General features: G+C 42.9%; 19 protein-coding genes, 1 tRNA gene and 1 pseudogene. 9 read left to right on the forward strand and 12 right to left on the reverse strand.

The features are described from left to right. Positions 1-60: 60 nt before the first annotated feature. Positions 61-888 (reverse strand): annotated as a pseudogene (locus J8Z28_RS13660) (Tn3 family transposase); the annotation flags it as partial. A gap of 274 nt (positions 889-1,162) precedes the next feature. Here J8Z28_RS13660 and umuC point away from each other — a divergent pair. After that, entirely contained in the window at positions 1,163-2,335 is a 1,173-nt protein-coding gene (gene umuC, locus J8Z28_RS13665; protein WP_008845658.1) for a translesion error-prone DNA polymerase V subunit UmuC, read from the forward strand. Positions 2,336-2,345: 10 nt separating this feature from the next. Here the strand turns inward: umuC and mobI are convergent, their stop codons facing one another. Next, entirely contained in the window at positions 2,346-2,771 is a 426-nt protein-coding gene (gene mobI, locus J8Z28_RS13670; RefSeq protein ID WP_008845657.1) for a conjugative transfer protein MobI(A/C), read from the reverse strand. Positions 2,772-3,253: 482 nt separating this feature from the next. On the opposite strand from mobI, the gene J8Z28_RS13675 reads away from it, so the two are divergent. From J8Z28_RS13675 to J8Z28_RS13685, 3 genes are all read left to right on the forward strand, one after another. Continuing rightward, entirely contained in the window at positions 3,254-4,228 is a 975-nt protein-coding gene (locus J8Z28_RS13675) for a ParM/StbA family protein (protein WP_250659636.1), read from the forward strand. A 125-nt stretch (positions 4,229-4,353) separates the two neighbouring features. Further along, the gene (locus tag J8Z28_RS13680; protein ID WP_250660401.1) at positions 4,354-4,500 is read left to right on the forward strand and encodes a hypothetical protein; all 147 of its coding nucleotides are present in this window, start codon (positions 4,354-4,356) and stop codon (positions 4,498-4,500) included. 1 nt (position 4,501) lies between these two features. After that, a complete protein-coding gene (locus J8Z28_RS13685) occupies positions 4,502-5,743 on the forward strand; it encodes a tyrosine-type recombinase/integrase (protein ID WP_250659637.1) in 1,242 nt (413 codons plus the stop codon). Between the two features lie 427 nt (positions 5,744-6,170). On the opposite strand, the gene J8Z28_RS13690 is transcribed toward J8Z28_RS13685, so the two are convergent. Together J8Z28_RS13690 and J8Z28_RS13695 are read right to left on the reverse strand one after the other, a co-directional pair. Continuing rightward, positions 6,171-7,385: a type II toxin-antitoxin system HipA family toxin gene (locus J8Z28_RS13690; RefSeq protein ID WP_250659638.1), complete on the reverse strand. Its 1,215-nt coding sequence runs from the start codon at positions 7,383-7,385 to the stop codon at positions 6,171-6,173. Further along, positions 7,378-7,698, reverse strand: coding sequence for a helix-turn-helix domain-containing protein (locus J8Z28_RS13695; protein WP_250659639.1), 321 nt, complete (start codon positions 7,696-7,698; stop codon positions 7,378-7,380). The genes J8Z28_RS13690 and J8Z28_RS13695 overlap by 8 nt, the downstream gene beginning before the upstream one ends. Before the next feature lie 1,102 nt (positions 7,699-8,800). Between J8Z28_RS13695 and J8Z28_RS13700 the strand changes: the two genes are divergently transcribed. Further along, on the forward strand, positions 8,801-11,455 hold the full coding sequence (locus J8Z28_RS13700; protein ID WP_055020975.1) for a hybrid sensor histidine kinase/response regulator: 2,655 nt from the start codon (positions 8,801-8,803) through the stop codon (positions 11,453-11,455). Here the strand turns inward: J8Z28_RS13700 and rimI are convergent. The 5 genes from rimI to guaB form a co-directional block, all read right to left on the reverse strand. Next, the gene (gene rimI / locus J8Z28_RS13705; protein ID WP_054551230.1) at positions 11,452-11,898 is read right to left on the reverse strand and encodes a ribosomal protein S18-alanine N-acetyltransferase; all 447 of its coding nucleotides are present in this window, start codon (positions 11,896-11,898) and stop codon (positions 11,452-11,454) included. The two genes, J8Z28_RS13700 and rimI, sit on opposite strands and share 4 nt — an antisense overlap. Further along, positions 11,885-12,187, reverse strand: coding sequence for a hypothetical protein (locus J8Z28_RS13710; protein ID WP_062564887.1), 303 nt, complete (start codon positions 12,185-12,187; stop codon positions 11,885-11,887). The genes rimI and J8Z28_RS13710 overlap by 14 nt, the downstream gene beginning before the upstream one ends. Before the next feature lie 68 nt (positions 12,188-12,255). Continuing rightward, a tRNA-Trp gene (locus J8Z28_RS13715) sits at positions 12,256-12,332 on the reverse strand. A 146-nt stretch (positions 12,333-12,478) separates the two neighbouring features. After that, the gene (guaA, locus tag J8Z28_RS13720; protein ID WP_054551226.1) at positions 12,479-14,056 is read right to left on the reverse strand and encodes a glutamine-hydrolyzing GMP synthase; all 1,578 of its coding nucleotides are present in this window, start codon (positions 14,054-14,056) and stop codon (positions 12,479-12,481) included. 100 nt (positions 14,057-14,156) lie between these two features. Continuing rightward, entirely contained in the window at positions 14,157-15,626 is a 1,470-nt protein-coding gene (gene guaB, locus J8Z28_RS13725) for an IMP dehydrogenase (protein WP_054551225.1), read from the reverse strand. A 134-nt stretch (positions 15,627-15,760) separates the two neighbouring features. Between guaB and xseA the strand changes: the two genes are divergently transcribed. Further along, positions 15,761-17,095, forward strand: coding sequence for an exodeoxyribonuclease VII large subunit (xseA, locus tag J8Z28_RS13730; protein ID WP_062564886.1), 1,335 nt, complete (start codon positions 15,761-15,763; stop codon positions 17,093-17,095). Between the two features lie 2 nt (positions 17,096-17,097). Here xseA and J8Z28_RS13735 read toward each other — a convergent pair whose 3' ends face one another. Further along, positions 17,098-17,685: a hypothetical protein gene (locus tag J8Z28_RS13735; protein WP_062564885.1), complete on the reverse strand. Its 588-nt coding sequence runs from the start codon at positions 17,683-17,685 to the stop codon at positions 17,098-17,100. An 86-nt stretch (positions 17,686-17,771) separates the two neighbouring features. Next, the gene (cysE, locus tag J8Z28_RS13740; protein WP_054560835.1) at positions 17,772-18,596 is read right to left on the reverse strand and encodes a serine O-acetyltransferase; all 825 of its coding nucleotides are present in this window, start codon (positions 18,594-18,596) and stop codon (positions 17,772-17,774) included. A gap of 338 nt (positions 18,597-18,934) precedes the next feature. Between cysE and J8Z28_RS13745 the strand changes: the two genes are divergently transcribed. From J8Z28_RS13745 to J8Z28_RS13755, 3 genes are all read left to right on the forward strand, one after another. Beyond that, entirely contained in the window at positions 18,935-19,339 is a 405-nt protein-coding gene (locus J8Z28_RS13745) for a hypothetical protein (protein ID WP_062564884.1), read from the forward strand. A gap of 3 nt (positions 19,340-19,342) precedes the next feature. Next, complete coding sequence (locus tag J8Z28_RS13750; RefSeq protein ID WP_062564883.1) at positions 19,343-19,660, forward strand: helix-turn-helix transcriptional regulator; 318 nt, start codon at positions 19,343-19,345, stop codon at positions 19,658-19,660. 281 nt (positions 19,661-19,941) lie between these two features. After that, positions 19,942-20,883 (forward strand): sensor domain-containing diguanylate cyclase, encoded by a 942-nt coding sequence (locus tag J8Z28_RS13755; RefSeq protein ID WP_062564882.1) that lies wholly within the window; start codon positions 19,942-19,944, stop codon positions 20,881-20,883. 35 nt (positions 20,884-20,918) lie between these two features. Here J8Z28_RS13755 and J8Z28_RS13760 read toward each other — a convergent pair whose 3' ends face one another. Then, entirely contained in the window at positions 20,919-23,804 is a 2,886-nt protein-coding gene (locus tag J8Z28_RS13760; RefSeq protein ID WP_062564881.1) for a M16 family metallopeptidase, read from the reverse strand. Positions 23,805-24,007: the final 203 nt, after the last annotated feature.

Below are 24,007 nucleotides of genomic sequence, written 5' to 3' on the forward strand. Positions count from 1 at the left end.
TAACATAAATCGCCACAACCCTCGCAGTTAATGGCTTGTGGAGCTGGGTTACCTTTCATTTTAGACTTCATTTTCAACAATAGGCCTAGTTATTTCCTGTAAATCAGGTAGTTTGCGGTTACTAGCGAACTGATAAGTGCCGCTCAGATTAATGTTCTGCCATGCAACGGGTGATACTTGTCGAGTTATTGCTGCTTTTTCCTCGTCACCAACTTCTTCAAAGTGCAGTAATAGATGACTTAGGATCATCGAGTTAAAGTAGATAATAGCATTTGCCGTCAAACGGGCACACTCGTTCCAGACGACTATTTCTGATTCGTTTTTTCCACGGAACTGGTCACGATTGACCGATGCAATAGCTCGCCTGAGGAAATGCCAGGCTTCGCCTCGGTTCAGTGCTCGTTGAACATATTGGCGCAGACTTGCATCATCAATATAATCAAGTAAATATTGGGCTTTGATGAGCCTATTATATTCCGTTAATGCTTGTAATATAGGGTGTCTAGATGGATAACCAGATAATTTGCGTACTAGCAATGCCTGTGTTGTGCGTTTTTCTTGAAGGGATAACACAATACGCTGAATATCCTGCCAGCCTTCTTCAATCACATTCATTTTTATCGGCTTTTTCAGCGCCAGATGCGTGTTTCCGTCGTCGCTTTCAGTTACGTTAAATAGGTCATTGATCACACTGGTGAACTGAGCATACCTAGGCGCAAAACTATAACCGCATAAATCCAATAAGGCATAATTAACATGATTAACACCATGCGTATCGGTCGATAAGGTATTAGGCTGTATATCTGAAGAGTTGTTATAGAGTAAGTCAAAAGCAAAGTGACCTTCATATTCGTTAGCGCCAATGACTTGCGTACTCACCGGAACATGACGTGGTCAACCAAAATTGACCAACCCAGTTAAGCTACTTTTTTCAATTTCTTCATGTCCGCCTCATATTGATTTGAAATTTCCATACTTTATCTAATTCATGTTTTTCTAAATTAGCTAAAATGCAACTCAGAAATGTCCAGAAGTGAGTTGTGTGGTGTCGAGTGGAGATTGTACGATTAAGCCCCTAAGTAATTAGTCCGTCAGTCTCCCTCGGTAATCAAATTAGTACATCTTAGCGATCAAATTGGTAAAAAATTAGACATGTAGATGAATGCCCACCTTAAAAAATAGACAGCGGGTTGGGCTGGGTGATTTTTCTGGTGTTAGACGCCAGCAACCCATGCGGCAGAATGGTTGCTCACTTACTCGTCTATTTTTAGCGGGAATTCTTAGCCAACTGTATGAACTGTATGCGGATTTGAGCAGTCGAGTGATGCGCACTTTGGAGGAGATGGCACCACGAGTAGAGGTTTACTCCATTGACGAAGCGTTTTTAGATTTAACCGGTATTGAGTCTGTCCTATCCCTTGTCGAGTTCGGACAACAAGTGCGAGAGCGCATAGGCCACTGGATTGGGATCACCGTCTGTGTAGGCATTGCACCGACTAAAACACTCGCCAAGCTGGCTAACCATGCCGCCAAGAAATACCCCGCCACTCAGGGGGTTGTAGATCTAACCAATCCAGATCGGCAACGTCGATTGCTCGCATTAGTCCCGGTTGATGATGTTTGGGGCGTTGGTAGACGGCTTTCTAAGCGTTTAAATGCCTTGGGTATCAGCACAGCCTTAGACCTCGCCAATGCCTCACCTAGAGCCATCAGAGACCAGTTCTCGGTGGTTTTAGAGAGAACCGTCAGAGAGCTCAATGGTGAGTCGTGCATTGAACTTGAAGAGATCCCACCAACTAAGAAACAAATTGTCTGTAGCCGTTCATTTGGCGTAAAAGTAACGCACTTTGAATTGTTACGTGAGGCCGTATGTGAATACGCAACCCGCGCCACTGAGAAGCTACGCAAAGAACAGCAGCAAGCCAAAGTGATGACCGTGTTCATACGTACCAGCCCCTTTAAGGACAACGAGCCGCAATACAGCAACTCTGCATCGGGTGAGTTGCTGATCCCCAGTTGCGATACTAGGGATTTTATCGAGCTGGCCAGTCATTTACTCAAGCGGATATGGAAGGATGGTTTTCGTTATGCCAAAGCGGGCGTCATGCTGTCTGACTTTTACGATCCTGGCATGTTTCAGCCAGGACTATTCGATGACGTATCGATCCGCTCTAATAGCCAACAGTTAATGTCTGTATTGGACACCATTAACCAAAGTGGTGCCGGAAAGGTTTTCTTTGCTGGACAAGGTACGAAGAAAGATTGGTCGATGAAGCGAGAGCATTTATCTCCCGCTTATACAACACGCTGGGACCAGTTGCCGCGAGTGAAGTAGCGCCGAGAATTCAGTAGGCATTCACTCTGCGACGCAGCATGTTGAGCTTATCAACCTGGCGTCGAATATCACTGAAAAATTCCTCTTTCTCCATGGCCAGCGCTAACTCCCATTCTTTGGCCAAACCTTGGCAGTCCAAAAATGAGTATCTCAGCTTCGTCTTTGAGATACGCAGTCCTTTACTAAAGACTACGCGCTTGCCTCGTTGACCGTGAAAGCTGTTGATGTACCACTCAATGCCAAAGCCATACTTAAAGTCTCTGATACGGACACCAAGCAGCCCCCAATCTTTAAATGGCTCATTTTCACGAACCTTGTAATGGGTAACCCAAAAGTCATCAACTTCAGCTCGTGCCAGCGCTTTTAGCCTGTCCGTTTCTTGCTGAAGTAAATCTGATATCTCTGCTTTCCATTGTTCATTGACGATTTCTACCAAACCAATTTCCCCATCCAATTAACCCCAAAAGCCAAAACCACTATCCGTTTGGCTTTTGGATCGAAACGCCAAACGTAAAACTGCCGTAACAATCGCTGTTTGGCGTCTCGATATAAATCAACTCGCGCAATCCCATACCTGACAAGGGATGCAGCCCGATTTCACTTAAAAACGCCTGAAAAGACGTATCGTCATGAAGATACAAACCGTTTGGCGAGTTCAGGCCAGAAGGCAAACGACGTTTGGCGTCTCGATTTTTTTGGCTTAGTCATCCGCCGCCAAACAGAGCCTATTCTCATACTTTTGCGAAAATGCAATAGGCAGATAGATGAAAGGATTTGTCACCTTTCTGCCCACCGCCAGTGCACCGAATCCTGATAATGACATTTGAGTGAACCGCCAGAGCACTTGGAAATGCCCAAGCGTGACCTGAGCGGTTAGTTGAAAACCGTTAGAGCACTTTGAGTGCACAGGAGATAAGTATGTTTGTACTAGGCGTAGATATCGGTTACTCGAACCTGAAGCTGGCAATTGGCCAATCAGGCAGTGAACCGAAAACTATTATTCTGCCTGCGGGGGCCGGTCCTGCGGATCGTATGCCGGAGCGTATCGGTGGAGGCGATGATGAAACTTGTTTGTATGTGTCTGTCGAGAATGAGCGTTGGGCCGCTGGTGTGCCTGCTGGACGCCTTCAAGGTTGGGAACGGGAGCTTCACCCAGAATATCCCACCACAAAAACCTATAAGGCGCTTTTTCATGCCGCCTTGTTAATGGCTGAAACAGAATCCATCGATTTGGTTGTCACTGGATTACCGGTTTCCCAGTTTCATGAACCACAACGTAAGTCAGACCTTGTGAAGCGTTTAAAAGGTATTCATCAAGTAACGCCTAAGCGCAGCATCACCGTTCATGACGTCAAAGTGCTGCCGCAGCCTGCCGGTGCCTATATGGATCTGGTTCAAACAGGTGGAGATTTGGGCTTGATTGAAGAAGGTCGCGTCGTCGTCATAGATCCAGGCTTTTTTTCTGTTGACTGGGTTGCCCTTGAGGCCGGAGAAATTCGCTACAGCTCATCAGGAACCAGTCTTCAGGCAATGTCCGTGCTACTGGAAACCATTGATAAGCTGATTTCAGAAGATCACGGTGCCAAAGTAGGAATGGATCGACTTGAAAAAGCCATGAGAACCGGCGACTTGCAGGTGCTGCTGTTTGGAGAAAAAGTCGATATTTCACCCTATCTAAATGCTGCCATGAAAAAGGTAGCGCCTGTTGCTCTTACAGCCATGCGCCAATCCATGCGTGACGAAAGCATCAATGCGGACTTGGTATTGATCGCCGGAGGTGGAGCCATGGCTTATAAGGAAGCGGCCAAGGAGATTTTTTCACGAAGCAAGATCATCGTGCCGGAACAATCTGTTTTGGCGAACGTCCGAGGCTTCTGGTTTTATGGGGCCTGATTATGAGAGTTGTCGTCAACATTCCCCCAGGGAGCCACCCGGAACTGCTCAAAGAATTAGAAAAGACGCCGCCACGGGAACGCGCTGAGCGTCTGCGGATGCTGGCCACCTTTGGGTTAATTCACATGAGCCAACCCAATCTATCCACGTCATCTGTACCGGTGGATGGCATTGCACCAGATGGTGAAGTGACTTCTATGAGTACAGCGCCAGAACCCAAAGCAGAATCACGTAAACAATCATTAAAATCAAAACTAGGGCTGGGCTTATAACATGGCGTTATCAGTTAGCTGGCTCGATGCCAGGTTAAATAAAGAAGCAAAAGAAACCGTAGTAAAAGCCGACCGAGATGGGCTAAGTGCTCGGGTATCGCCCAAGGGAAAAATTGTTTTTCAGTTTCGTTATCGTTTTGATGGCAAGCAACAGCGGGTAGACATTGGTACTTACCCACTTATGAAGCTTGCTGAAGCCAGGAATGAGCTGGATAGGTTAAGGGCAGTACTTGATCAAGGCCGAAACCCCAAGCTCTACCTACAGCAGGAACGGGCCAAGTATTCTGCCAACCAAAGCTTCGAATCGATTTTTCGAGACTGGATAGACTCTGCCGGTAAGCAAGGGCTAAAGGAGAAAACGTGGCACTTCCAAAAACGCAGCAGTGAAATATATTTGCTGCCCCGACTTGGCAAGTACCCATTAACTGACATCAATGAATTGTCCTTAAGAAACTGTCTTCGTGAGGTTTCGGAGTCGTCCCCTTCAAACACAGAACGCCTAGTGTCTGTACTGCATAAGTTCTATGACTGGCTGATTGATGAACAAATTTTGGAAATTAACGCTGCTGCTGGGATCACAGCAAAGAAGGTTGGCGGTAAGAAAGGCAAACGAACTCGGGTGCTAAATGACAACGAGATCAGGATACTTTGGCGCTATTTGCATGAGTCAAAAATCACTGAGAAGAATCGCATCTACATAAAATTGCTTCTGTTATTGGGAGGCCGTAAGGGAGAACTCATTCAAGCTGAAAAGCATCACTTTGACTTGCAATCTGCAATGTGGACAGTGCCCATAGAGATCCGCAAACAAGGTGAGAAAATTGGAGCGCCGATCATGCGGCCATTAATCAAACCAGCTATCGAGCTGATTGAACTGGCGATGGAGATGAGCAAATCAACTTACTTATTTCCCGCGAACGGACAAGAAGAGCTTGCCACAAATGGCTTTGATACCACTATTCCTAACAATGTGAAAATCTGGGCTCGCAGATCGCTTGGTATTGAGATGGAACACTGGTCTATGCATGATCTTCGCAGAACGATGCGAACGCGAATGTCAGCCATCACCACGCAAGAAGTTGCCGAGTTGATGATTGGCCACAGCAAAAAAGGGTTGGATGCTATCTACAACCAATATCAGTACCTGGATGAAATGCGTCATGCTTACGACGTTTGGTATCAACAACTAGAAACCATCATTGAGCCGACAGGCTTTCCATTCAACTGGCGTTTCGGACAATAAAATAAAAGAAAGAGGCTCAGTCCTCTTTCTTCTCATACTCCTCCAAATCTTCAATGTGCCACAGCTTGTTTCGTGTATTTCGGTTGATACGAGGTTGCGGCAAGCTGCCATCTTTTATTCTTCGCCAGAGCGTCGTATAGCTAATGTGGTAACGAGCCATCACTTCGTAAGATGTTAGAAAAGGGGTTATCTGGTGCGCTACGGCTGTCATCTGCATTCTCCTGAAAATCAATGTAAAGCTATCATCGCCTGATTCATCACTTGTTGATGGTCAGAAAGATGCATGATTTGTTCAGAAGATCAGCCTTATCATGACACCGGTATCATTGTGCAGTTTACCAAATTTCCAGTTTACGGCGAAAAGCGCCGTAAAATCGCATTAAGTTAAACCATCTTTATCGGTATGCACGCTCTAGCTACTAGGAATTCAGCGTAGCGGTATACTTCGTAAGTGCATTTCGATGGCTTCAATCACTGACCTAGTGAGGGGTAAATGCGCTTTTTCTTTTGCCCATACCTCATGGAAGCCAGCTACAGTTTGCTTTGCAGTATCTAACACCAATTTTTCTGGCAACATGGCTTTAGCCGCTAAGTGTGATAGCTCATCCAGCGTGAAATCGCTGAATTTCTTGCTACGGCTCACCTTCAGCGATGCACTATCATCGGGGATATAAGGAATGGTTGAAACAAAGTCATAAACAGGTGCAATAGACGCAGTGCGCTTATCTTTGTAAATCACAGACCAATTCTTCAAATGCATATCGGCATTGCCAATTAGCGTGTTGAACACCAATCGGCGAGTAAATTCTGCAATGTCTTCGTCTTGCCCTTCAATACCGATAACCTGAGCAATATTTCGCATACTGGCTTTTTTGTACTTATCTTGAGGATAAACGCCAAACACTTGCGCAAAGTCCTCAATGTGAACAGCTTGACCATCTGCACGGTCAAAACGCTTGATCACAAAAGCGCTATCTCCAAATTTGCCAATGCCATTTGGGATATTAGTAATCCGATTAATAGGGAGTAGCTGCGTTTCTGGCACGTCCATTCCCAACATTCGAGCCAGTTCCATCATTGAATATTCATTTTCTGGCACAGCTTCAAATCGAGACGACGGTAATTTTACAATCCAAGAGCCACCTTGACCGGTTGCTGGGATCGTCAAACCGCCATTTGCCTGCTGCACAGCTGAAAACTTCAATTGCACTCCCGCTAATGAAAAACGCATTGGCCCATCTGTCTTCGTTTCATCTTCTATGTCTTGATACACATTAGGTGGTAAGGCTTCACCATCCGCAGGCTCAACCGTGATCGCTCCAGCCAGATCCTGCCCCAGTACCCACAATAGAAAAAATTCCCGTGCTGGGTTCACACCAGCACGCTCAGCCAGGTAATTACGCATGGTTTCTTCTGGTAAAAGGTTGGAGAAAAACGGGGTTAACTTAGTTTGGGTAGGTTTGAAGCTAGTCAGCAGGCCACCGAGCGAATCTTTAAAGCCAAGCCCTAACACAGGCCGCGATTCGTCATTAATGTACGAATCCATAAAGGCAAAAAGTGTTCTGTCATTACCCACGTTGGTGATCGTTGCGATCGGTTCACCATAGAGCAACACGTTGAGCGTAGAGACATGGTTAGTCATCGTCGTCTTCCTCTAACTGATACGCGGGCGACATTGGCTCACCCTCATCGCTGATGCCGTTAATACCTTGGCCACTTCGAATGATCGACTTGATGGCAGGTACAGACTTTTTAGGCGCAACCAATAGCTCTAGGTCTAGTACACGGGCAAGTGCAATCAAACTGGATATTCTTAAATCAACACTGCCAGACTCGATTTTCGAAATATGGCTTTGAGGCACACCCGAACGAGCACTTAACTCTCTCTGGCTAAACCCCTTTCGTTCCCGAGCTTCTCGAAGACTTTCTAGTATCTGCTCTGTTACATAGCTCATTTCGATACGCCTTAATGCATCACTTAAGAATAATTATATACAAAAACATATCACAGTAACTCAAATAACACAAATTCGATTAGCCATTACATATCAAAAGCCATGACCTGATACATAATTACATATAAGTAGAAGGAGATTTTTGTCATCGACAAAAGAGCGATACTCTCGCTGATAATCGCGAACTGACGCATCAAACTCCCTAAGTACTTTTGTCGCTCAGCCCTTATACAGCAAGGGCTAAAGAAGAACTCGCGTCAAATCGCCAGAAGATAAGTGCAACAAAGAGGAAGTTTGTACACAGTTACAGGAAATTTTGTACACACAAGTCGAAAAACAAGTGCAAAATGATGGTGTAAACAGCAACTAAATTTGAAGGTAAGTCTGATATCTCAATTAGAAATAACCGTATTGGTTCGCTTCAAGCATCTTCAAAAACAAACACTAAAGCAAAAATTACACCAACAATAAACTCCCTCATTAAATTTTGTAATTTGGTACAGAAGAAAACATTTACCAAAAAAGAGACTCTTTTTAACGGTAGTACTTTTTACGTCAAACCCAGTAACCACAAGGCCTACAGACAGGTTTGTGTCATGGAATTTTCGCCAAAGGCCTCTAAAACGGAATTTGTACTCAAGTTTGTACACACTTTCCGAGGTTACGCTTGAACATCATTGAAAAGCAAATAAACGAGAAAAAGACAAAAAGCCTTTAAATTCAGTACGTAGAGATGTGATTGTGGTGTGCAATGAAAGGTGGTTTTAAGCGGTGAAAGGCTGGGCGGCATCAGGGTGCGAGATGATCGCAAAGGTGCGTCGTTTATTAATTTCGGTAGTTAAATTAGACATGTAAGCTGCTTTTAGTCATAACAAAGCGCACTTAACTGCCTTATAAATTATAAAGCTCGGTGCGCACTGTAAAAATAAAATAGAATTGCCGAGCATTATACCTTGTTTGTCTTAGCCAAAAAAGCAGCGATTGTAAGTAATTATTCACCTTTCGTTGAGGATTTTCGTTGTTCACTTTTTTGCTAAGCTTGTGTAATCAAGTTGTAACGCATACTATTGATAAATTGCACGGAGGGATATCAATTTAGGTCATGAAAACCAGTAAGCTCAGTATTCGATTATTATGGTATATCACACCATTAGTGATCTTACCTTTGTTGTTTTTAGGTGGCTTTACGTTAACCAATGTGACCAATTCAACAAAAAAACAAGCTGAGCTGATTGTCAGTCGCTTTGTTGAGCAACAGCAGCAAAAAATCTTCAATTACATTGACTCATTTCACTCGATTACCCGGTTGCTTTCGACCTCCCCAGTTTTGGCAGACTTTTTAGCCCGCGAACCTGAATCAAAAAATCAATACATTGAACGCCTTGGCGAGTTAATGAATGTATTTGCAAGTTATTCAGAAGCTTACCCTGACATTGTAAGTATTAACTATGTTGCCCCAGATGGTAAAAGCGATGCATTTTATTCAAGCCAATTAACCCCTGCGCCGAAAAGTTACCCATTTTTTGATCAAGTACTGCAATCAAATTTGCGCCAACAGCAATTTATGATCTCCAAAGAAGATGGCTCAACTAGCCTGTACTTTGTGCACCCCATTTATAATATTGATTACTACTTAAAACAGCCGCAGCAACTTGGGTTTATTGTTGTTCATGTTGAACCGTCGATATTAAATGCCAGTATTTTAGAAGCGCCATTTAATAACACTCTAAATTTGTTTTTGACCACTAAAGGGCAAATTTTATTTAGCTCAGACTATGACCTACGCGGCAGTTACCTAAGTGAATACGAACTTGAACAAATTAAGAGTTTGGCCGATTACGGCAAACTAGCCAGTATTGAGCTGTCGAGTATCGATAAAGAAGAGCGCATCATCTACGCGGTACAAATGACCGACGGTGATTATTTTATCTCTACCACTCCCAAAGATTTGCTATATCAGTCTGGTAAAGCCATCAGTTTAATTACTGCATTAATTGTTATTATTTCGGTGATTTCACTGCCTATTTTGATCTACATTGTGGTGCGCAACTTACTACTCACCCCAGTCGAATTATTAGGGGCTGCAAGTCACCGGGTTGGTGATGGTGATTTATCTGTTTATTTGCCCGCCCATACAAACGATGAAGTTGGTGTGCTTTTTAATGACTTTAATCACATGGTGAACCAAATTCGTCATTACCAAGACGAGCTTGAAGAATATAAACATCACCTAGAAGAAAAAGTAGAGAGCCGTACTAAAGCCCTCGAAGCAATGAATAGCAAGCTAGAAGTGGCCATTGCGCAAGCTGAGCAAGCAAACCAACTGAAAAGCCGCTTTTTAGCGAATATGAGTCATGAAATTCGTACTCCACTTACCGCAATTATGGGCTTTACAGAGCAACTTCTGCACAACAAGGATGCGGTGAATGATGAGCAGCATTTAAGCACCATTTTACGTAACTCTAAGCACTTGCTTGAGCTCATCAATAACATTCTTGATTTATCAAAAATTGAAGCTGAAAAACTCGCCGTTGAGCGCGGGCCATGTAATGTAGTGCAGCTTATTCATGATATTGATTCGATTATTCGCCCACTAGCTAATGAGAAGCAACTGGCGTTTAATATCAACTACAAGCTACCAATACCCAAAACTATTAATAGCGATACCACACGTTTAAAACAAATCTTGATCAATATTGCCAGCAATGCGGTTAAGTTCACTGAGAAAGGCAGTATCTCGATTGATATTAGCTACAACAGCGAAAAACAGCATTTACAATTTGCGATTCAAGATACCGGTATCGGTATGTCTGAGCGCGAAGTCGAACGGGTATTTAAACCGTTTGAACAAGCCGATGCGACGACAACTCGCCGCTTTGGTGGTACGGGTCTTGGCTTGTGTATATCGAAGAACTTAGCCCAGTTATTGGGTGGTGATGTACAACTGATTAGTGAACCTGGAAACGGCAGTTGTTTTACCGTACAAGTTGCTGCTCACTTAAATGCCGAACAGCTTAAGTACGAGGCCTTTATTCATAGCTATGAGCAACTATCGCCAAGTAAAGACGTTCAGCTTTCATTTGCAGCAAACAGTTTTGATGCCAATATACTAGTGGCCGAAGATAACCCAGATAACCAGTTGCTGATCAAACTGCTGTTACAAACTTGGGGGCTTGAGCCTGACATCGCGAAAAACGGTGCTGAAGCAGTAGAAATGGCATTAGTTAATGATTATCAGCTGATCATCATGGATATGCAGATGCCAGTCATGGGCGGCTTAGAAGCAACGCAAATGCTACGTCACGCAGCCTATGATGGCCCTATCATTGCGCTTACGGCCAATGTAATGAAAACTGATGTTGATACCTATATTGAAGCGGGCTGTGATGAAGCACTCGCCAAACCAATCGACAAAGATGCTCTAGAGCAAGTGCTTGTAAGCTACTTACACATTGAAAAAGATAGTCAAAACAAGTGGGAAAACTTACTAAAAAGTGAAAAATTCCAACAAATTAACGACAACTATCGCTCAAAACTTCCTGATTATTTAAGCCAAGTTGTACAGTTGTATCGCGCTAAAGAATGGGAAGCGCTACGTTCATTAGCACACAGCTTAAAAGGCAGTGCGGGGTGTTTTAGTTTTGAAGCTATTCACAAGACTGCGGGTCAGCTTGAAAATGCGCTACGCAGTAATCAAACTGAGCAGGTGGAGCAATGCTACGATGCGCTTATCAATGCCCTTGAAGAAGCATCTTAAAGGCTAAAGCTCATACCCATTAAAATAGCGTCTTCGTTGCCTGTCGCGGTTGGATAGTAGTTCTTGCGTACCGACATATGTGAAAACCCAGCGCTTTCGTACAGGCCAATAGCAGGAGCATTCGACTCACGCACTTCTAAGAATAGGTTTTCAGCTTGGTGCTGCTCGCCGTGCTCAATAAATGCATTTAACAACTGCTTAGCAATGCCCTGCCCTTGATACTTCGGCGCAACACAAATATCCATTAAAGTGTAATCTGGGCCCGCTTGTTCACCGATATAAAAACCTAGCATCTCATCACCTTGAAAAGCGGCCAGGTTAAAATAACGCCCAGCTAAACACGACAGCATGGTTTTCTCTGTCCACGGGTGACTATGGCAGGCGTTTTCGATAGCCATTAACTGGCTAATATAGGTTGCATCGACAGGTTTAAAGCTTATCAAGTTGTTCACCGATTAAAGACCAAAGTTGTTTTTTCTGTTCGCCATTGAGCTTATCGCTTGGTAAGCCTAAGCAGCCCTCTTGCCAGCTAATACTTGCTGTTTTAACGATTTGAGTGATCACTAACGGCGCAAATGCTTTTTCGAGGTCTTGGTGAAACTGTAACGGAAGCGTCAGTGTTTCTTGTTGAGTGTTTGGTATCTGTTCGCCAGAAGTATCAGGCGCAGTTCGATAGTGTTGATTCAACTCTAAAGATTGTACAGAGAATATCGCAGCGTAACTTGGATTCATAACAACTCAATCATGATTAAGAGCAAGTAATATAGGGAGATTTGCGATTAAAGTAAAGAAGGAAGAAATGGCAGGGGCGGAGAGATTCGAACTCCCAACCGTCGGTTTTGGAGACCGCTGTTCTACCAATTGGAACTACGCCCCTGCAATGACGACGAATTATATAGAGCTTTTTTCAAAGGTAAAGTAAAAAAACACAGTTTTTAGTTTAACTGCTTCTTAAATAAACAAAACGGCGAATTAGCAAGCTAATTCGCCGTTTTTGTACCAATTCAGGTCAGAATAATAAAATTATTCCCACTCGATTGTTGCCGGTGGCTTACCTGAAATATCGTAAACAACACGAGAGATACCATCGATTTCGTTGATGATACGGTTAGAAACCACACCTAAGAACTCATAAGGTAAGTGTGACCAACGTGCCGTCATAAAGTCGATTGTTTCTACACAACGGAGTGATACAACCCAGTCGTATTTACGCGCATCACCCATTACACCTACCGATTTAACTGGTAAGAATACAGTGAAGGCTTGGCTTACTTTATGGTATAGCTCAGCTTTGTGTAGCTCTTCGATGAAGATAGCATCTGCGCGACGTAGTAAGTCACAGTACTCTTTCTTGATTTCACCAAGTACACGAACACCTAAACCAGGACCCGGGAATGGGTGACGGTAAAGCATGTCGTAAGGTAGGCCAAGCTCAAGACCAATTTTACGTACTTCATCTTTGAATAGCTCACGTAACGGCTCTACAAGGCCCATTTCCATATCGTCTGGTAAACCACCTACGTTGTGGTGAGACTTGATTACGTGAGCTTTACCTGTTGCTGATGCAGCAGATTCGATTACGTCTGGGTAGATAGTACCTTGACCTAACCATTTAGCGCTTTTCAGCTTTTTAGCTTGCTCATCAAAAACTTTAATGAAGGTATGACCAATCGCTTTACGCTTATCTTCTGGGTCTGACTTACCTGCTAAGTCTGCTAAGAATTGATCTTCAGCATCTACTTTAACAATGTTTAGGCCAAACTTGTTACCGAACATGTCCATAACTTGCTGACCTTCGTTTAAACGAAGGAGACCGTTATCAACGAATACACACGTTAGTTTGTCGCCGATTGCACGGTGAATAAGCATGGCAACAACAGATGAATCAACACCACCAGATAAGCCTAAGATAACTTCGTCATCACCTACAGTTTCCTTAATACGCTCAATAGCATCGTCGATGATTTTAGCTGGTGTCCATAGCTTTTCACAGCCACAGATATCAATCGCGAAGCGCTCAAGTAAACGTAAACCTTGGTGAGTATGAGTTACTTCTGGGTGGAACTGTACGCCGTAAAAACGTTTTTCTTCCCAAGACATTGCTGCATGTGGACATGTTGAAGTTTTAGCAGTTGTTTTGAAAGTCTCTGGTACTTCCATCACTTTATCGCCATGGCTCATCCAAACGTCTAGTACGCCTGCACCGCCGTCAGTAATGTGGTCTTCGATAGCATCGAATAACGCACAGTTACCTACTTTTTCAACTTGCGCATAACCAAACTCTTTCTTATCAGAGCTGTGTACGCTACCACCTAGTTGCGTTGCCATTGTTTGCATGCCGTAACAGATACCAAGTACTGGAACGCCTGCGTTAAATACATACTCAGGAGCACGTGGGCTGTTTTCAAGTGTTGTAGACTCAGGGCCACCCGACAAAATAATACCTTGTGGATTAAATTCGCGGATTTGCTCTTCAGTTACATCCCATGCCCATAGCTCACAGTAAACACCAATCTCACGTATACGACGTGCGATTAACTGTGTGTATTGCGAACCAAAATCTAAAATGAGAATTCGTGAATCGTGAATGTCTTTGCTCATGGAGTATCTCGTTAGTCAGGAACTGCTCTCCCAAAGGGAGATGATCAATAAATTAGGGCTAGCAAATGCTAGCCCATGTAATTTCAATACCTTAAGGTAATTAACCTAAGCGGTAGTTTGGCGCTTCTTTAGTGATTTGCACGTCGTGAACGTGTGACTCACCCATACCAGCTGAAGTTACGCGAACAAATTGAGGTTTAGTATTTAACTCTTCAATTGTTGCACAGCCAGTTAAGCCCATTGCACTGCGTAGACCGCCCACCTGTTGGTGAATGATTGTCGCGATAGGACCTTTATAAGCAACACGGCCTTCGATACCTTCAGGAACAAGCTTGTCTGCTTCGTTCGATTTTTGGAAGTAACGGTCTGATGAACCTTCTTTTTGGTCCATAGCACCAAGGCTACCCATACCACGGTATGATTTGTAGTAACGACCTTGATATAGCTCAACTTCACCCGGTGCTTCTTCAGTACCGGCTAACATTGAACCCACCATTACACATGATGCACCAGCAACAAGTGCTTTTACGATGTCACCAGAGAAACGGATACCACCGTCAGCAATAACAGGAATATCACGGCCTTTTAAGCCTTCAACTGCGTCAGAAATAGCAGTAATTTGTGGAACACCACAACCTGTTACGATACGAGTAGTACAGATAGAACCAGGGCCGATACCAACTTTAACAGCATCAACACCTGCATCAGCAAGGGCAATCGCGCCTTCAGCTGTTGCAACGTTACCTGCTACGATTTGTAGATCTGGGTATGCTTGACGTGTTTGTGCAACACGGTCGATAACACCTTGTGAGTGGCCATGTGATGTATCGATAAGTAATACGTCAACACCTGCTTCAACAAGTGCTGCGATACGCTCATCAGTACCCGCGCCAACACCAACAGCTGCACCTACACGTAGACGACCTTGCTCGTCTTTACATGCATGCGGCTTGTCTTGTGCTTTTTGATAATCTTTTACAGTGATCATGCCTTTGAGTTTAAATGCATCATCAACTACGAGAATTTTTTCGATACGGTGCTCGTGCATTAGACCTAAGATTTCATCACGGTCTGCACCTTCTTTAACAGTCACTAACGATTCTTTTTTCGTCATTACTGTAGAAACAGGTTGCTCAAGTTTCGTTTCAAAACGCATATCACGGCTTGTCACAATACCAACAAGGTTATTGTCAGCGTCGGTTACAGGGAAACCTGAAAAACCTTTGTCTTCTGAAAGCGCGATAGCATCAGCAATTGTAAGATCCGCAGTCACAGTAACAGGGAAAGAAACAATGCCCGCTTCGTAAGTTTTAACTTTACGAACGTTTTTAGCTTGCTCTTCAATTGTCATGTTTTTGTGGATGAAACCTAAACCGCCCTCTTGCGCTAAAGCAATCGCTAAGCGTGCTTCTGTTACAGTATCCATAGATGCTGAAACTAGCGGCAAGTTAAGATTGATACCACGCGTTAAGCGAGTTGAAATATTTGCCGTGTGTGGCAAAACAGTAGAATGACCTGGTACTAAAAGTACGTCGTCAAAGGTAAGAGCTTCTTTAGCGATTCTTAGCATAGTGCAACTTCTCACATGTGGATCTGAGTATAAGGAATTGCGGCCAAATTTTATCAGCGTTGTGAGCACGAGTAAATAAAATTATTCATTTATTTGTGTTAAAGTACACAGAGAATTTTTTACTGGGGTTTTTAATGGCTTTTACGCAATCAACACAGCCTGTTTACACGGTCTCGCGCCTAAATAAGGAAATTCGCCATGTTTTAGAACAAGGCTTTTCATCGCTTATCTTAAATGGTGAAATTTCTAACTTTATAGCCCCTGCATCTGGACACTGGTACTTCACTTTAAAAGACGACCGAGCACAGGTAAAAGCGGCAATGTGGCGTGGCAATAATCGCGGCCAAACTTTTCGCCCGAGCAATGGTGCACAAGTAACTGTGCGTGCCCGCGTATCTTTATATGAACCTCGTGGTGATTATCAGCTGATTGTTGAGCATATGGCCCCTGCAGGTGAAGGCTTATTAAAACAAGAATTTGATGCGCTAAAAATGCGCTTAGCTGCCGAAGGTCTATTTAGCTCAGCCCATAAAAAACCATTACCAACTAATATTAATCGTGTTGGGGTAATCACCTCAGCCACAGGTGCGGCTATACGCGATATTCTAACGGTACTTAAACGCCGTGCTCCGCAGCTTGAAGTCGTGATTTACCCAGCTATGGTGCAAGGTGCAGATGCCCACAGCCAATTAATAGAAAAAATAAACATCGCCAATCAGCGCAACGAAGTAGATGTGCTTATATTAGGTCGTGGTGGTGGTTCACTCGAAGATTTGTGGTGTTTTAACCATGAGCAACTAGCTCGCGCTATTTTTGAAAGTCGCTTACCTATTGTTAGCGCCGTTGGTCACGAGGTCGATACCACAATCAGTGATTATGTTGCCGATATTCGCGCCGCAACACCTTCTGCAGCCGCCGAGCTAGTTAGTCCAAATACCGAAGAGCTACATAACAAAGTTACGCAGTTAGTTAGGCACTTAAATCATGCCTTTAAACACTCTTTAGCTGTAAAACGCAGTACTGCCACTCAATTTGAGCATCGCTTGCAGCTATGCCATCCCCGTAATCAACTCAATCAACAAGCGCAAAAACTCGATGAACTTAGTTTGGCCTTACACAGCGCAATGAGTGGCAAAATCCAGCGATATGAGCGAGTACTTGCTAACCTAACACCACGTTTGATGCAACGCTCACCCGAAAAGCAGTTAGCGAAAAGCGAGCATCAGCTCACGCAATTACATGCCCGTCTTACACAAGCGATGCAACAGCAACTTTCAAGTTCTCGAAACCAGCTTTCTTTACAAGCGAGTCGTTTAGATTCTGTGAGTCCACTTAGTGTGTTAGCTCGTGGTTACAGCATTACTAAAAACCAACAAGGTGGCGTAGTAAAATCGGTTAACGATGTAAGCGTAGGTGAGCTTATAACCACCGAGCTTGCTGATGGTCAACTGCAATCAAAAGTTGTATAAAATTACTCCGTGCTTGCAATGATTGTTAGACTATCGTCACTTGAGGTGGTGGAGGTAAATTTAAATTGCTTCCACCAGGTTTGCTCCATCATTTTATCGGTCATGTTGCGCCAATAATGGCTTGGCAAATCATCAACATCCTCTGGTTGCAATAGCTTAAACTGACACACAGAGCTTTTGCATGTTGAGACACTAAGCTGTGGTTGCACTGGTAAATCGGCCATGATTAAAAAATCACTCATAGCTGTTTCAACTTGGTAGGCCCAAGCCTCATCCCGAGATTGCTCTTCTAACAAGGTATAAAGTTCATCCAGGTGTGAGTCGATTTGCTGTGGAGGTATCGCACTTGAACGGTAACTAGCAATCACCGCTTGTTGATTTTCGACTTGTAACTTTAACTCTGCTATTTGTTGCTCAAGCTCACTTTTGCTAACAGCTGCTGAGCTATATGAATTAACTTCAGCGACTTGTTTATTAATAACAGGCGCTATGGCAGTGACTTGCTGCTCTGGTGCTTGAACTATTTGTTCTTCAACAAATTCTTGCTGATAAGTGTGTGGCTGTTGTGGAGTAGGTTGAAAAAGTGACATAGCGACAGCGCCACAAATAAATGACGCTGTAACAGCTAATCCGAAGGATAACTTAGACAATTCCATTGCTCTTTTAAAGTGTAAAACTACAACATAGCACTGGTGTGGGAGGCATTACTAGCGGTAGTCGTACCATCATCTAAAAAGTTTTGGTTCATGCTCTCTGCTGGACAGGGACAGCTCGGTTTGCCGACCACTTTAGCTGGCACGCCAACCACAGTTGTGTGTGCTGGAACCGCACTTAACACGACAGAGTTTGCACCAATACGTGCCCCCTCTCCCACTTCGATGTTACCTAGTACTTTTGCACCCGCACCAATCAATACACCGGCGCGAATTTTTGGATGGCGGTCACCTTGCTCATTACCTGTACCACCTAAGGTTACAGATTGTAGAATCGATACGTTATCTTCAATAACCGCTGTTTCACCAATTACAATCCCAGTTGCATGGTCAAACATAATACCATGACCAACTTTACAAGCAGGATGGATGTCAACGCCAAATACTTCTGAGGTTCTGCTTTGAATGAAGCGAGCAAGCTCTTTTCGGTTTTGTTGCCATAAACAATTTGCGAGTCGGTGTGCTTGTATTGCATGGAAGCCTTTAAGGTTCAAAATAACAGTTAAGTAACTATCGGCCGCAGGGTCGCGATCTTTAACTGCTTTTATGTCATGAGCCACATGCGTCAGCATTAGATCGCATTTAACAAAGGCTTGGTCGAATAATTCACGGATAGTAAATGCTGATACCACCGCATCTGCAAGTTTATTTGCAACAATAAAGCTCAGCGCCGAACCTAAGCATTCATGATTTAACACACACGAATAAACGTGACTTGCTAAAAGCGGTTCACGGGAAACGACTTCGTTTGCTTCATCTCGAAGCTTTTGCCAAATTTCATGACGCATAATTTTGCCTTTCTGGTTGTACCTAACTGCTAAGCCTTAAGTTTAACGGATTTGTAGCAAGATGTACTAACCCGTTGTTTATTTGTTCTGGTTATATCTAATAACCAGAGTAACAACACCTATTTTTACTCTTTTTACTGTGCTTTTTTGCCAACCGCATATGACAGTAGCAAATTCTGACTCTAGCCGAGCAAATTAATTAAAGTGCTTATTTTTCAATAACAAGACAGATATGACATCTTGTCTGTCATATGCCAAAATAGGCACTGACATATCGCTGACGGCGTAAAAAACAAAAATAATCATTAAATTTACATCATCAACTTAACAAGGAAACGATGATGAAAAACGACGTACTAAACTCACACAAGCTAGGTTATAAATTTTACTTTCAAGATGGTGACAACCAAATCGCTTGCTTTGGTCACATCATGAGCGGTAAAGAAAAAGTATATGTAAACGACGAATTGGTAAGTGAAAAACGCAGCTTCGGTTTTAAAAGCCATCATGACTTTAGCTACCAAGGTAATGCTTATGCAGTCAAATTCGAGATGAAAAATATACTGACAGGCAAGCTTGAATGTTCGTTTTATAAAGCTGACAAATTAGTTAAACAGAGCACACAAACCTCACTTACTGATAATCCAAAACAAGTAGCTTTGGTTACCTTAGGCTGTTTTATTGGTGGGGCAATATCGGGTTATGCAGTTGTTACTTTTATTGAACCATTTCTTGGGAAGTAAGTAATGCAACTGAACCCAAATACAATAAAAGCACTTAGACTTAAATTCGATTGGACGCAGCAGCAACTAGCCGATGCCTGTGATGTAAGCCTACGTACCATTCAACGAGTTGAAAAAGAAGGTGCGGCATCAAAAGAAACCACCATGGGCCTATGCGCAGTTTTTGAAGTGCGCCAAGGTGAGCTTATTAAGCTCGATGACGAAGTATCAGAACAAAGCACAACACATGCAGTGAGTAAGCAAAATCTCGCTGCAATCGTAGCGGCTTCTTCGTTTGTCAGTTTTGCCCTTGGTATGGCAACGGTATTTGTTATTTTTTAGGAGTGATAGATGACCAAAGAACAACGCGGCTACGCTACACTTATCGGCTTTGTAATAGCAACCATGCTATTTGCGCTAGCAGTTAAAATTGGCGCAATGCTTTAGCATTTCTAAGCATATAAATAAAATATAACTGTCAGAACTGAGCGTTGAGCTAGGTGCTGGCAGTTTTTTCATATCAGCACCTACAAATACCTTATTAATTGTTTTTTATGTAAACCACGGTGAAAACCCAGCATTTATTGCTAATCTTAAAAAAGTGATAGTGACTAGGAACGAATGTGGTTGAATCAAAAGAGTTTCTAAAATCAATACTCGATACGATCTCAAAACATATTGTTGTAATTGATGAGAAAGGTGATATTCAATTTGTGAATCGCAGTTGGCAAACTTTTGGCGATGAAAATAATTGCCAGTGTAATACCCAGTGGGAAGAGCAAAACTACCTCGCAATATGTCAATCAGCTGCACAGCAAGGTGATGAGTTTGGTGCACAAGCTTTATCTGGTATTAGTCAGGTTATAAACCAACAACTAACCGAGTATTACCTAGAATATCCATGTCATAGCAATACCGACAAGCGTTGGTTTTTAATGCGAGCAGTGCCCTTCGAGCATGCATCAAAACGCTTTATCGTCATCAGCCATATAAATATTACCGAACGTAAAATCGCCGAGCAGCAAGTACAAGAACTCGCCCGTATCGATGGCCTCACACTAATAGCTAACCGACGTCATTTTGATGATTTTTATAAGCAAGAGTGGAGTCGCTGTGCACGTTTAAAACACCCCTTGTCGTTAGCCATGATTGACCTTGATAACTTTAAGTCTCTTAACGATAACTTTGGTCATCTGGTGGGTGATATTTGCTTAAAAGAAGTGGCAAAACTATTACCAGATTATACTCGCAGACCTGGTGACTTGTGCGCTAGATACGGCGGTGAAGAATTTGTACTGGTACTCGGTAATACGCAAAGCCATCAAGCACAAAAACTCGTGACGCGGTTTATGGCAGCGCTAAATACGCTTCAACTACCAGAGCTTGCCGGTCATCCCTTAACGGTTAGTATTGGTTTAGCAACTATCTACCCTAGTAGCATTGATGATGCCATGTTACTCATTGAAATGGCTGATAACGCGCTTTATCAAGCAAAAGAAGCTGGCCGAAATCAGCTTGTAATTGCTGATAACATCGAGCCATTAAACCTAGAACAATGCCCCTAATTAGGGGCATTGATTAGAGCTTTTTTATCCAGTTATTACTGAAATACTTTTTCGACATCAAGTACTGAAATGTTTTTCGCTGGTATTGCAAGTTTATAGTCAGCAATCACTTTGTCTTCAGCAACAAGTTCTGCTGGTTTTTCAGCATTATACACCATAGGTGATGTTTGCTCTGAAACTAAACGTTTTTGCATGTCTTTGCCGTCACCAGTAATAAACACATAGTGAATATTCTCTGTTTGCAGGTTATCGCGAATAACACGGTTAACATCATCAAGGGTTAGCTTTTCAAGCTTGCCGCGCACATAGTCAACAAAGCTCTCAGTGTTATAGAACTCACTATCAAGCGCATAACCTAATTGGCGATCTTGGCTTGCAACCATTTGTGGCACAAAGTTAATTAAGAAGTTACGAGTCGCTTCAAAATCTTCTTTGCTGATGCCATTTTTAATTAGCTTATCAAGTTCAAATAATGCCGTACGCGTTGCAAAGTGCGCATCGTTATTAGAACGAAGCGGACGTAACCACACTTGGAAAATTTGCTCTGAACGACCTAAGTTAGCATCAGGTTTAGTTTGGAACATACCGCGTGGGAAGTACTCAATGTATGCATAGTCACCATAGTTCATACCACGGGTTTGACGAATACGCTGATACAAGAAGCTGTTTGAGCTGCGGTGTTCGCCAAAGTAAGAACGCACTAACCAAAGCGCTGTCCAGTCATCGCTACTACGAATTGTATCGATTGGGAAACCAAATGACACAGCGGTAGATTGCGCTGATTTTTCAACAATCGTTGCATGATGACCTTTAAGTTCTGGCGCATCAGGGATCGTTAAGCGGCTTTCTTTACCTTGCGGAAGCGATGTTAAATCTTTTAGCATAGTCGATTTAACATCACTCGGAATCGCACCAATTAGACCCACTGTTAATTTAGATTGAGTAAACTGGTTAGCATAAAACGCTTTTACATCGTCAAGTGTCAGTGCTTCAAGATCTGATAAATCACCATAGTTATAGCTTTCATACGGATGGCCTTTATAAAGCTGATGATATAGCACTTCTTTACCTAACTCTTCGTCATTTGACGCTTTCAGACCTGCTTTAATGCTATCAATAAGCTCTTTTTTCAGGCGTTTAAAATCATCTTCTCTAAAGCCAGGGTTTAACAACTGGTCGCTAACAAGTGCATACCACTGCGCGGCATTGTCTTTATGTACACGGCCGCGTAGTGAAATCATCTCTTTATCGATTTGATAGCCAAAGCTTCCCGCTAGTGGATATAACGCTTTTTGAATATCTTTGTAGCTCATCGTTTCTGAGCCACCTTGCGCTAGCATCGCTGCAGTGAGTGCTGCTAAACCTTTTTTACCATGTGGATCAGCCGCTGCGCCGGTATTAAATAACCAGTTAACATCAACCAGTGGTGAGCTATTGGTTTTATCAAGTACTTTAAAGTGACGCTCTGTTGGGGCTTGCTCAATACTGGCAACCAAGGCATTTAAATCAACTTCTTGCTCAAAACCAGCCACTTTATCAAGCGCCGACATTGTCACCGTGGTACGGCTCGGATCAACAAAATATTTGTTTGCTACCGCTTTGATATCTTCTGGCGTGATGCTATCAGCAGTTGCGTACAGTTGGTTAATAACCTCAGGGTCGCGTTCAAAATGCATGTAGCTTGCAAGCGTTGACGCAATTGACTGCGATGAATCAAGACCATTAATAAAGCTGTATTTTAGGTTTGATTTTAAATCCGCTAACTTTTGTGCATCAACTAACTCAGTACGTGCTTGCGCATAAGTACGGTTAATCGCATCACGGGCTTTCGCAAGGTCCGCTTCGTTTTCGACTTTTACAAAAACATGTAGTAAACCCGGATCTTTAGTATCTGGGTTATAGGTAAACATTTGGCTGGCAATTTGTTTATCAACAACAAGCTCTTGATAAAGTGCCGAGTTGTTAGAGAAATACAGCTGTGAGATCAAATCAAGAGCGGCACGGTCTTTTTGAGTAGGATCCCATGCAGTGCCTTTGTATGACACAAGCAACCAGTGGCCTGGTAAACCATCATTTTTTTCATGTACATATTTTGCGGCTTGTTGCTTTGGTTCAACAGGGATATCTGCTTGGTAATCGCCTTTTTTCCAATTACCCCAATGCTTTTTCACCATTGCCATGGTTTCTTGTGGATCAACATCACCTACGATGACTAAAGATACATACTCAGGCTTATAAAATTTAGCGAAAAACTCTTTACCATAGGCCATTTGATCAGGCATGGCTTCAATGTCTTCGAAAAAGCCCATGGTGGTGTGCTTATAGGTATGCTTTTCGAATGCTTCGTTACGAACCGCAGAAAGTAACTTACGAATTGGGCTAGCATTATTCTTTAAATACTCACCTTTTACAGTCAGCGCTTCAGTACGGAACTGCTCTTCGCTGTAAGTCAGGTTTTGGAAAATATCAGCTTCAATTTCGAGCACTTTATCTAAGTGCTCTTTTGAGAAGTTTAAGTGATAGTTAGTGTAATCGTTAGTCGTATACGCGCGATTATCAACACCTGAGTTTTTTAAAATATCTGAATACACATCTTGTGGGAATTTTTCAGAGCCTTTAAACATCATATGCTCAAAGAAGTGTGCAAAACCGGTTTTACCTGCTTCAACCTCATTACGTGAACCAACCGATACTGGAATTTGCAGTGACACAACATCAGGGTAATCTGTTTTAACGACCATCACGCGAAGGCCATTCTCAAGCTCTTCTAATAGATAATCTTGGCTAAATACACGGTTATCATCTTGGCTTACTTGCTGCTCAATTTCGACTTCTTTAACCATAGTTGACTGTGAGTTACTTGCGCAGCCACTTAAAGCAAGTGTTACAGCAACACTGGTTGCTAATAATCTAAATTTCATAATGTTCCCTTGTTAGTTATTTTTCTCATAATCATTGCTGCTTGATTATGCATCAAAGCGCCTGAAAATATGAGGGTCAGAGCAATAATTTATGTAAACAGGTGTGTCAATTTTGCGAAACGCTCAGCTTTAAACTTGAGTAAAATTCATAGTCATTGAAAAACTTTCAAGAAAAAAATCTATCTAGACGTCTAAATGGCTGC

The organism is Pseudoalteromonas sp. SCSIO 43088 (genome assembly GCF_023650795.1).
Taxonomy (GTDB): Bacteria; Pseudomonadota; Gammaproteobacteria; order Enterobacterales; family Alteromonadaceae; genus Pseudoalteromonas; species Pseudoalteromonas shioyasakiensis.